At 41.6% G+C, this 11,567-nt stretch carries 11 protein-coding genes; 2 read left to right on the plus strand and 9 right to left on the minus strand.

The genetic code is table 11. The features are described 5' to 3' along the window. Window positions 1-5 precede the first annotated feature (5 nt). Complete coding sequence (locus F5613_RS09585; RefSeq protein ID WP_179399604.1) at window positions 6-446, minus strand: META domain-containing protein; 441 nt, start codon at window positions 444-446, stop codon at window positions 6-8. 76 nt (window positions 447-522) lie between these two features. Then, on the minus strand, window positions 523-1,899 hold the full coding sequence (locus F5613_RS09590) for an MATE family efflux transporter (protein WP_179399605.1): 1,377 nt from the start codon (window positions 1,897-1,899) through the stop codon (window positions 523-525). A gap of 168 nt (window positions 1,900-2,067) precedes the next feature. Between F5613_RS09590 and F5613_RS09595 the strand changes: the two genes are divergently transcribed. Continuing rightward, the gene (locus F5613_RS09595) at window positions 2,068-3,366 is read left to right on the plus strand and encodes a M23 family metallopeptidase (RefSeq protein ID WP_179399606.1); all 1,299 of its coding nucleotides are present in this window, start codon (window positions 2,068-2,070) and stop codon (window positions 3,364-3,366) included. Then, window positions 3,363-3,731 (plus strand): YccF domain-containing protein, encoded by a 369-nt coding sequence (locus F5613_RS09600; protein ID WP_179399607.1) that lies wholly within the window; start codon window positions 3,363-3,365, stop codon window positions 3,729-3,731. Before F5613_RS09595 ends, F5613_RS09600 begins: the two co-directional genes overlap by 4 nt. A gap of 149 nt (window positions 3,732-3,880) precedes the next feature. Here the strand turns inward: F5613_RS09600 and murI are convergent, their stop codons facing one another. From murI to F5613_RS09635, 7 genes are all read right to left on the minus strand, one after another. After that, window positions 3,881-4,714: a glutamate racemase gene (murI, locus tag F5613_RS09605; RefSeq protein ID WP_179399608.1), complete on the minus strand. Its 834-nt coding sequence runs from the start codon at window positions 4,712-4,714 to the stop codon at window positions 3,881-3,883. A gap of 71 nt (window positions 4,715-4,785) precedes the next feature. Further along, window positions 4,786-5,283: an OmpH family outer membrane protein gene (locus F5613_RS09610; protein WP_079684482.1), complete on the minus strand. Its 498-nt coding sequence runs from the start codon at window positions 5,281-5,283 to the stop codon at window positions 4,786-4,788. 54 nt (window positions 5,284-5,337) lie between these two features. Continuing rightward, the gene (locus F5613_RS09615; protein ID WP_179399609.1) at window positions 5,338-5,853 is read right to left on the minus strand and encodes an OmpH family outer membrane protein; all 516 of its coding nucleotides are present in this window, start codon (window positions 5,851-5,853) and stop codon (window positions 5,338-5,340) included. A gap of 90 nt (window positions 5,854-5,943) precedes the next feature. Beyond that, window positions 5,944-8,607 carry an outer membrane protein assembly factor BamA gene (gene bamA, locus F5613_RS09620; RefSeq protein ID WP_179399610.1) on the minus strand — a complete coding sequence of 888 codons (2,664 nt, stop codon included), beginning with the start codon at window positions 8,605-8,607 and terminating at the stop codon, window positions 5,944-5,946. 20 nt (window positions 8,608-8,627) lie between these two features. Next, window positions 8,628-9,365: an isoprenyl transferase gene (locus F5613_RS09625; protein ID WP_179399611.1), complete on the minus strand. Its 738-nt coding sequence runs from the start codon at window positions 9,363-9,365 to the stop codon at window positions 8,628-8,630. A gap of 15 nt (window positions 9,366-9,380) precedes the next feature. Continuing rightward, window positions 9,381-10,088 carry a type IX secretion system protein PorG gene (porG, locus tag F5613_RS09630; protein ID WP_179399612.1) on the minus strand — a complete coding sequence of 236 codons (708 nt, stop codon included), beginning with the start codon at window positions 10,086-10,088 and terminating at the stop codon, window positions 9,381-9,383. 72 nt (window positions 10,089-10,160) lie between these two features. Beyond that, window positions 10,161-11,507 (minus strand): DUF6242 domain-containing protein, encoded by a 1,347-nt coding sequence (locus F5613_RS09635; protein ID WP_179399613.1) that lies wholly within the window; start codon window positions 11,505-11,507, stop codon window positions 10,161-10,163. Between the last annotated feature and the right edge of the window lie 60 nt (window positions 11,508-11,567).

Below are 11,567 nucleotides of genomic sequence, written 5' to 3' on the forward strand. Positions count from 1 at the left end.
ACTATTTACCGTTTGCCGATAACCATTAGTCTGCTTCCATCTGTTCCATACAGAGCAATAGACTGTACCGGCTTGCCTTTTTCAAGGGCTTCAAATCTAACAATTTTGTTTATAGCTTCCAGCATCTCCATTTCGCCTTCCATATCCGGACAAGCCATTCGTGTAGAAGCTACTTGCAGAAACTTAATTATATTTTTATGTGTGTCTGTGTATTCAATTGCTCCGGAAAACCGGTTGCATCCCGAATGACCGCTTATACGCTTTGCAGACACATCAAATATCATAACCTGGGTTGATACTTCGGGGACTACTTTTTTGTTATTTATCTCAACCACATTCCATTCGCCATTTAAATCTGTAAAAGAAGCTTTCGCCCCTTGGGCCGACTTACATCCGAAGAATAGAAACGGCAGAAAAAACAAAATTAAAAGTATCCCCTTCTTCATATAAAACCTATAAAAATTAAATCACACATAAGTAAGACGTAGAAGCAGGGGTAAAAGTTCCAAGCAAAGATAGAGTTTAGTCTATTTTAACAATTGGGCGTATTAAATTCCGCAACATCCATTTCTTCGATTTCCATCTGAAATAGAGCAAGGTTCCTCTGGAACATTCGTCCAAAGCAAAGCCTACCCACATTCCGGCCAGCCCCCATCCAAAAACAATTCCGAACAGATACCCACACCCCACAGCAAAGAACCACATGGAAAAAAGACCTATTATAACCGGAAAAAGTACATCTCCCGCCGAACGTAATGTAAGTATGAAGAGCAACACAACCGCCCGGCCCTGTTCCAATATAAAGTCGACCATCAAGGCTCCTATGCCTAAGGTAATTATGGTTTCATTTTGTGTGAACTGAGACAAGATCGTCCGGCTGAAGATAAGGATGAACATACTTGCACACCCTGTTACGATCAACGAACGCTTCAGCGCGTACATTGTTAAGAGGTAGGTGGCCCTTTTCTTTCCCATCCCGATAAGATTGCCGGCACAGATACTTGAGCTCTGGGCTAAAGAGAGCGAAAAGAGATAGGTTACGATAACAATGTTTACCACATAAGCTCTTGCCGCCAGCGCTTCCGTTCCAAGCATGTTGATAAAATAGACAATCATCACCTGTGAGGCATCGTAGCTTATCTGCTCAGAAGCTGCCGGAATACCAATTTTCAAAGCTGCCTTTAGTTTGCCAAATGGAAAGGGCTTGAAATAGTCGAGGGGTAAACGCTTAACCAACCTGCTGAATAGAACTACAAATAACAACGACATGGCTACACCCCGGCAGATGGTGGTGGACAAAGCCGCTCCCTGCACTCCTAAAGAGGGCATTCCAAAATGGCCAAAGATAAGCGAGTAATTTCCAAATACATTCAGGATGTTGATAATCAGCGTTACCTGCATGGCATAGTTGGGCTTGTTGGCGGCTCTCAAAACGGCTGATATAGTCTGACTTATTGCCTGAAAGAATGCAAAACCTCCTACCGTACGCATATAAACTGTAGCATCTTGCATCAGCTCGGGACGAATATTCATCATCTGAAGCATATTTTCTCCCCAGAAATACAAACATCCGCTTATTAGTAAACCGATAGAAGCATTAAAAAGGATGGATACGCCCATCACCTGAATAAAACTTTTATTGTCTTTTGCACCAAAATACAAAGAACACAATACAGTTGTTCCGGTTGTGGTCACGTTAAACAACAGAAAAACCATCATAAGCAGCTGATTGGCTACGCCGACTACAGCTACTGAGCTATCGGCATAATTGCTGAGCATAAACGTATCGACCACCCCCAACAACATAATCAGGAGATTTTCGATAAATATGGGACCGGTAAGCTTAAATAGTTTACTTTTATAACTACCGGGCTTTGGTAAGTGCCAAATACGATTCATGTACCGGATTTCATTTTTATTTGAGCGCACAAAGTTACAAGTAAAAGGGTATTAATCTATTAAATTGGGACTTTCACTTTCTTTTTTAATAGTTGGGGATTCAAATAGGTGATTTTTCACTAAGTTTGTAACATTGAATGAAGTCTGACTTGAATATATCCATTAATAATGACCTGCAAATATTTTAATACCATCTCTAATTGGCTTGCTTTAGTAGGAGCTTTTACTTTTTTATCCATTGGTTTTGGATGCAAACAACCAGAAAAACCGGTTGAAGAAGTGGTTGATTTACGAGAATACCAGTATGGAATTTGTACCGACTCGCTGGATGTAACACATTATGTTATGAAACCGGGTGATAATCCGGCAACCATCTTTGCCCGTTTAGGATTTACTCCTGCACAGGCCGACAGTATCAGCCAATGTGCTTCAGGTGTACTGGATCCTACCAAACTTAAAGCCGGAATGGAATTCTGTACAATTACGACTCCGGATAGCATGGCTACCATCAAATATATCGTCTTTCCTAAATCGCTGACCGATTTTGTTGTTATTAATCTATGCGAGGAATTGCCGGCAGCCTATCCGTTCACCAAAGAAATTACCTATAAACGAAAGTTTGTTAGCGGCACCATCAATTCGTCGTTGTGGAATACCATGAAGGAAGTTGGTTCCGATCCGCTGTTGGCTATCAAGCTATCGGACGTATATGCCTGGCAAATCGACTTTTTCGATGTGAAGGAAGGCGACTCCTTTTCGGCCATTTACAATGAGGCCTATATTGATGACACCACGGCACTCAATATCTCGTCGATCGAAGCAGCGGTATTTACACATCAAGGCAAAACATACAATGCAATTCCATTCATGCAGGATAGCATTCAGGAATACTACGACGAAGAGGGTAAAAGCCTTCGAAAAGCATTTTTAAAAGCCCCGTTGGACTTCTTCCGTATTACATCCAAATATACCAATGCCCGGTTCCACCCTATCTTAAAACGTTACAGAGCTCATCATGGAATCGATTACGCCGCACCGACAGGTACTCCGGTAAAAAGTATCGGTGCCGGAGTAGTAATTGCCAAAGGATTTCAGGGTGGTGGCGGAAACTTTATCAAAATCCGTCACAATTCGGCTTACAGTACCACCTATATGCACCTGTCTAAATTTGCCCGTGGCATACGTATTGGCAGTACTGTACAGCAGGGCGAAGTAATTGCCTATGTAGGATCTACCGGCTTATCTACGGGTCCTCATCTCGATTTCAGGGTATATAAAAACGGTCAGCCAATTAATCCGCTACATGTGGAAGCTCCCCCTTCCAAACCGGTAAAACCTGAACTCAGGGATAGCTTCTTATTGGTTAAAAATGCTTTGTTACAGGAAATAGATAGTTGTAACCGGCTACATACAACCTCATCCAACCGAACGATTGCTTTAATTCAGTCTAATACAAATCTAAAATGAAATTTCTGGGTAATATTATCTGGCTTCTTTGCGGAGGCATTGTTACCAGCATCGAATATCTGGTAGCGAGTTTACTTATGATGGTAACCATTATCGGTATCCCTTTTGGACTGCAGACTTTAAAATTGGCCATGTTGGCTTTATGGCCATTTGGAAGTAAGGTTACCGACAGCGGAAACTCGGGAGGCTGCCTGTCGATAATCATGAATCTGCTATGGATTTTACTTGGTGGGATCTGGATTTGCGTTACTCACCTGGCTTTTGGATTATTGCTTTGCATTACCATCATCGGGATACCGTTTGGTATGCAGCACTTTAAAATGGCAGCTTTAGCCCTTATACCCTTTGGCAAATCCATTTCCTGACAAGGCAGAGTAACCTAAACCCTGTATCCCCCTATTCCTTCAGCATACGGAATTCAAACTATTTCCGGGCAGATCGGCTTTAATCAAAGGTTAGTCAATCACCTTCGATTGGCTATTGAATACATTAGTATAAATCAGACTTCAATTTTTCAATCGATAGCCACTTGCTGTACGTCGATTTGTTGATTCAGAAAAATTGAGGCTGCTTCGGCAAACTTAGCGGCAGATTCGGTGGTTAGGAACCGGCTTACGCCATTCTTCGTTATCTTTTGATCCATCTCGGGATGCCGCATCAGATAGTCCTTCAAACTTGCAGCCACATACTCACCTTGTGCTAACAGCGTAATTCCGGAAGGCACATATTTCTTTATTTTATCCATTAACAAGGGATAATGAGTACATCCCAATATGATGGTGTCAATCTGCGGATCCTTCGTAAAGAGGAGATCCAAATGTTTTTGTACAAAGTAATCTGCACCTGGACCATTAAACTCGTTGTTCTCAACTAGGGGAACCCACATGGGGCATGCCTCACCCGAAACCTTGATATGAGGGAACATCTTCCCTATCTCCAGCGAATAGGACTGGGATGATATCGTACCGGTTGTGCCTACCACACCAACATGTTTGGATTTACTGATAGAATCGACCAACTCGACTGTAGGTCTGATTACCCCCAGCACCCTCCGGTTCGGATCTATATGGGGCAGATCATTTTGCTGAATCGTACGCAAGGCTTTGGCTGATGCCGTATTACAGGCAAGAATTACCAGGTGACATCCCTCTTCAAATAGTTTTTCTACCGCTTGTAAAGTAAAGCGATAAACCACCTCGAAAGAGCGCGATCCATAAGGAGCACGGGCATTATCGCCCAGATACAAGTAATCGTATTCGGGCATAGCTTCACGTATCTTCTCAAAAATAGTAAGACCACCGTAACCTGAATCAAAAAGGCCGATCGGACCCGGATTGTTTTTCAGCATATAGATTCCTCCCATATAAAAAAGGATGCCTTCCAAAGAAAGGCATCCTCAGGATACAATATTGTATTTTATTATTTCAGTCCCAACTTGGATTTTACAAGCGGAGTCGCATCAACTCCTGAAGTACCTATGTAAAGTAATACAGAAGGATCGATGATATACATATAACCTTTCTCGTCTCCTACAGCTTTGATTGTAGCTTGTACTTTTTGCTGGATAGGAGTAAACAATTCCTGTTGTTTCTTCTGAACATCCTGTTCAGCTACCTGTACGAAATTGTTGATACGTTCCTGAATATCCTGAATTTCCTGCATTCTTCTTAACTTGATGTTCTCTGTCAAAGAATCTTGCTGAGCAACAAAGTCAGAATACTTCTTCTGATATTCTTCCTGCATCTGCTTCAACTCAGTTTTATATTTCTCGTTAAGCTCTGTCATTGTCTTTTCCATCGCGGAAACTTCAGGCATAGCCATGATCACTTCCTGTGTTTTAACAAATGCAATTTTAACATCCTGGGCAAATGCTCCCAGAGGGAGAATCATCATTAAAAAGATAATAAGTTTCTTCATTTTCAATTTATATTTCATGTTACTAATTCTTATAAAGCGCACAAATTTAAGCAATTATTTTGAATAACCTAACTTTAGTAAAACTTCATTACTGATATCAATTTTAGGTGATGCAAAAATGATGCTCATAGCCGAAGCTCTGTCTACAACTACCTGATACCCTTTCTCTTCCGATATTAATTTTACAGCATTATAGATTTCATCCTGCATCGGGTTCATCAGGCTCTCACGTTTTTTATACAGCTCTCCTTCTGCTCCAAAATACTTACGTTTCAACTCTTGCGCCTCTTGTTCTTTCTTAACAATAGCCTCCTCACGTTTCGTTTTCATTTCGGCCGAAAGAAACACCAGGTCGCTCTGATATGTTTTGTACATATTCTGAGCCTCCTGCTGAATGGCTTCCACCTCGCCCTGCCATTTCTGAGACAGCTGGGCCAACTGTTCGTTAGTCATTTCATAAGCGGGGATATTCTTCAGGATATATTCCATGTCTATCAGCGCGAACTTCTGTGCCATGCCCGCAAAAGAACAAAGAACAAGCATCGTGCACATGTAGATAATCTTTTTCATATTCTTTCCTTTTTATTGGTTCAACAATATATGTCAGACTGCAAATATAACCGACAGTTTATATCTCACACTATATTTCACATTAATTAATTAAAACTCCTGACCGATTATGAAGTGGAAGTTACTTCCACCAGCATTGCGCTGTCCGTTAACCTTATCAAAACCATAAGCCCAGTCGATACCCATCATACCAATCATAGGAAGGAAGATACGTACACCCACACCTGCAGAACGCTTTAAGTTGAACGGATTAAAGTCTTTCAAATTTTGCCAGGCATTACCTGCTTCAACAAAAGCCAGACCATAAATTGTAGAGGTAGGCTCAAGCAAGAACGGATAACGTAATTCCATTGCAAGACGTGAGTAAGCGTAAGCATAAGAGTTATATCCGTTGTTTCCGGCAAGGCTACCATTCTCGTAACCACGAAGACCGATTGTTTCGTTTGAATTCATAGTTGAATATCCACTCATACCATCACCCCCCATATAGAAAGTTTCAAACGGAGATCGCTTATTCTTGTTGTAATGGCCCAAAAATCCATATTCAACACGAGACATCAACACTGGTGTACGTTTAACAGTAAGAGGTGCCAATGGAGAGAATATTTTAGCTTTGAACTTCCACTTGTGGTACTCAATAAGTTTGAACTTACCTTGATCAGTGTCTGCCATAGAAGCATAATCTTTACCATCCCACAAAGAATAAGGAGGAGTTGCAGAAACCGAGACAGAGAACTGAGAACCTCGACGCGTATACAATGGATTATCTACGGAGTTACGCTGCAACATCAAATCTAAGTTAAGATTATGACTACTTCCATTCTGAACCAAGAAGTAAGCCCAATCCTTCATTATATATACTTGATAGTTGAGGGTAAGCATAAACTGGAAATAGTCATCCGGCCAATTCAAGCGTTTACCGTAACCAACAGACATACCAAGAACCTTCATGGACTTATCCGGATCGTATGCCAACTCATAGTTACCTCCATACATAGAATTTCCGTACATTGAGTTGCCATACATAGAGTTACCATACATACTATAATATGGATTCATACCGTACGAACTGCGGCTAAGAAAATTGCTGCTAACATCAGTCTGCATTGAAAAGTAAGCGCTTACCGAAAGTGTATTGGGACGTTTACCTCCAAACCAAGGATCCATAAAGGAAACGCTGTATGCCTGGTAGTAACGACCGTTTGTCTGACCACTTAAAGTCAATGTCTGTCCTTCTCCCTGAGGTATGATACCTTTATAAGTAGAAGGATTCAGGAAGTTCTTCATAGAGAAGTTGGTAAACTTCAAACTCAACTTACCGATAACCCCAGTCTGTCCCCATCCGGCAGAAAACTCAACCTGGTCGTTTGCCTTTGATACCAGATTATACTGAATATCCACAGTTCCGTTTTCCGCATCCGGAACAGGATTCGGATTCATGTTTTCCGGATCGAAGTGACCCATCTGAGCAAGTTCACGTACAGAACGGATCAAGTCTTCGCGACTGAACAACATACCCGGTTTTGTACGTAACTCACGACGAACAATATCTTCGTACAAACGGTCGTTACCATTAATGATGATACGGTTGATAGTAGCCTGAGGACCTTCCTGAATACGGATCTCGAGGGCGATAGAGTCATTTTCAACCTCTACTTCCACCGGATCAGCACCAAAGAAAAGATATCCGTTATTATAGTATATGTTAGATACAGCATCATCATCTGTAGTAAGACGCTCATTCAGCTTCTTCTGGTTGTACACCTCACCCGGTTTCATACCTAAGATCGCCATCAGTTGATCGGTAGGATACTGCGTATTACCAACAAAGTTGATATCCTTCAGATAATACTTCTGACCTTCGCTGATGGAAAGATACACATCAACCGTCTTTTCATCGTGATTGATTACGCTGTCGGCCAACAATACCGCATCGCGATAACCAAGTTCATTGTATTTATCAATTATATTCTTTTTATCTTTTTCGTATTCCTCTGTAACGAATTTCTTCGTACTGAACATCTCTTTAATGCTTGTCTTCCAACGCTTCCATGCAAACTTTTCGTTTGTTTTCTTCATCGCTTTCTTCAGATCGGCATCCTTAAGCATAGAGTTTCCGGTAAAAATGATCTGGTTGATTTTAGTCTTTTCATTTTTATCGATGTTAATATCAACAATAACCTCGCCTTCCTTGGAAACGTCATCCTTCTGAACAATCTGCACATCGACATTCTTAAACCCTTTGCCATCAAAGAATTTCTGAATAACAATCTTTGCCCGGTCAATAAGGTTCGGTGTAATCTGAAAACCCTTCTTTAAATTAAGTTTTGCTTCCAGGTCTTCACGCTCACCCTTCTTTATTCCATTATAATTAACTTCCGAAATACGCGGACGCTGTTTAAGTTTAATTTCCAACCACACCTTATCATCCTGAATCTTGGAAGCCAGAATTTTCACATCTGAGAAAAGACCATGCTTCCAAAACCGGTTTACAGCAGCTGTAATTTCCTCTCCGGGGACGGTTATCATGTCGCCCACAGATAATCCGGAGAATCCGATTAACACGAAATCATCATAATTCTTCACACCCGTTACCTTGATGTCTTCAATCTTGTATTGTTTCGGTGATAACGAATATGAAATAACCGGAACTTCGCCCGATTCATTCTCAACTTTTGTAGTGTCACTTTCCTGGGCAAAAGCTCCGAAAGCATAGCCAAGAAAAATAAAAAACAGCACTATTCTTTTGTACATATAACAGCTATTGTTAATAATTATAATTGCTCGCTTGTCTTACCAAACCTACGTTCGCGGCACTGGTAATCCAGGACAGCTTCATACAACTCCTCTTCTCTGAAATCCGGCCAGTACACATCTGTAAAATACAGTTCTGCATACGATAATTGCCACATCAAAAAATTACTGATTCGCTTTTCTCCTCCAGTTCTGATTAACAGATCCGGGTCGGGGATACCACGAGTAGTAAGATGTTCCGAAACCATTGCTTCGGTTATATTGTTGGGAATAATTTTCTTTTCAAGCACTTCGGCCGACAATGCTTTTACGGCCTCCACAAGCTCCCATCTGGAAGAATAACTCAAAGCCAGTACAATGGTTGTTCCATCATTGGAAGAGGTTTCTTCTATGCATTGCATCAGAGTAGTACGCGCATCGGCAGGTAATCTGGAAAGATCCCCTATAGCCAGCAACCGTACATTATTTTTCATTAAATCGGGGGTTTCCCTGTGGATAGCAGATACCAGCAGTCCCATTAAAGCCTGAACTTCCTCATCAGGTCTGCTCCAGTTTTCGGTAGAAAAAGTATATAGCGTAAGGTATTTCAATCCGAGCTCAGTTGCCGCTTCAACCACTTTTCGTACAGAAACGACACCCTCCATATGACCAAAACTACGGTCTTTTCCCCGTGATTTTGCCCAACGGCCGTTCCCATCCATGATGATGGCAACATGCTGTGGCATTCTATTTCTGTCAATTTTTTCTATCAAAGACATTTCTGTTTCGTATTCTTAATAATAACTATTCTCATTGTTGCAGGGCCGGTCTCGGGGTCCGAAGTCCCACGTTACCGAAAGCATCAAAAAAGAATACCAATCTTTATTCTTCAATGCGCTCCCTTTCATTTTATAGGGATCATCCAGCAATTGGTTGTCGCCGGTAACATCCAGATTGTCTCCAAACAGTTTTCTGTATGAAAACTCGCACCCGATATTTACCCGGTTCATCAACTTGTACTTAATCCCTATGCCCAGAGGCAGGTTAACACCGGCAGACGTATTTCCTTCTCCAAAAGACGTTGTTAAACCAAGTCCCGTAAAAATATACGGTGTCATTCTTTTTGTATAAGCGTATGTATACTTGTCGCTATACGGAAAGAAATTAAACTCGATCTGCCCCCCCAGGTCTACCATATTCTTTGTAAAAGATACCGGCATCGCTCCCGGAAATACGTTATCCGTATTATCGGTGCTTCCCGAAACCTTTCCCCAAAGCAAAGATCCTTTAAGCGCCCAACGGAAATTGGTGTTGTATCTTACAACAGCGCCGGCAGCAGGATTCAACTCTTTGAATAAACTGCTTTTGTTGACATCGCCCATATAAAAGGCTCCGCCAGCCATTCCTCCTATTTCATATTTATATTCCTGTGCCTTCGTAAAGACAAAGGAAAAACTGATTGCAAAAATCAGAAAAGCCTGTTTAAAGAAAGTTGAATTCATATCCTTCGAATTTATTTATCACACCATTCCTAACGTTAAAAGCAGTGCAAAATTATGATTCAAAGGAACATTCTACTCTTTAAAGCCCAATCTGTTAATTCGTCCGCGCCATGTTTCGTTCAGTTCCGAGCCACCATTTGTACTCTTCCCTCCGAAAATAAGCATGAATTTTGATTTCTCCACTACCACAGAAGCATCGCCTCTACCAGTATATACAGCGGGTAACATAACCATCGAATCGGCTAAAGCCCAGGATACCCCTTTATCGATAGACAAATAAATATCACTTGTTCCCTTGCCGGCGGTAGTAAAACCACCAATCAGGAAGAACTTATCATCGTAATAGGTAAGCGAAGCACCTTCTCTTTTTCCAAAATAGGAAGAAGAAGCATCTGTAAGAAGCGCCCAAGACTTTCCATCAAAAGTACTCCAGGCCGCATTGGTAAGTTCGCCTGCAGCAGTTTTACCGGCTACTGTCATTAAGCGGGCAAAGTACATCGAGTTGTAAGAAAGAGCCGAGAATCCGGAAACAGGGAACTGATCCGGAGCGATCTCACCCATGGTAAATACACCGGCTTCACTCATTGCAGCAAATCGGTATACACCCGAGTCGTCCACTAAAAGAGACAATGCCGGAGCCGAGTTGTTATCTTCATTAATTGCACCGTAAACAGCAACCACCTTAGGAGCTCCTGCTACCTGAACAAAAGAAGTTTTATCGGTCGAACGGTACAAAGCACCCGATGCAGCAGGTACATACACCTCGTTATTAAAGAATACAGCCTGTTTGATCAATGCATCGGCAGGGAAACCTGTCAATTGATTTTTTGTCCACACCGGCTTATCTGTAGCCGGCGAAGTATACAATTCATGTGCGGAAGCACCCTTTGCATACATGTAAAGAGTGGCACTGTCGGGACTCATCAGCACCTGCTGTTTTTGTACAGCCTGTGGTAACATCGTATTAGTGTATAACCCCCATTCCAACGAATCGGGCACCACCTGATGAATATTCACCTGGGCACGGTATGTCTTTTTTGTAACACCGTCGTATGCAGTAGTGATAAATGTAACCGGTTTAGAGAAGTTAAGCGAATCGGAACCGTTCCACCAGATGGTGTCGCCGGTTGCTTCCTGAATTACCTGAATAGACGAAAAGCCGGATGCAGCAGTAAATTTACATACCACCTTTTCGATTTTCGTTCCATAATCCATGGAATCGATATTATAAATACGATCGTTCAGCTGATCTATGGAAAACTTAACACTATTCAATCCGGGGACAGAGTCGTTAGACAGTGAAAAGGCTTTAACCTGAGGATCTTTGATTGTAACATTTTCCACCTCATCATTTCCCAAACAGGAAGAAAGTGCCAGCATGCAACTACCAACCAGGAATAGTACTACTTTATTTTTCATCAAAAGCATAAGTTTAATCATATAAGGCACAAAAGTAGAAACATTTTTTGCTTTCCGCCC

This window comes from Macellibacteroides fermentans (assembly GCF_013409575.1).
In the GTDB taxonomy this organism is placed as follows: Bacteria; Bacteroidota; Bacteroidia; order Bacteroidales; family Tannerellaceae; genus Macellibacteroides; species Macellibacteroides fermentans.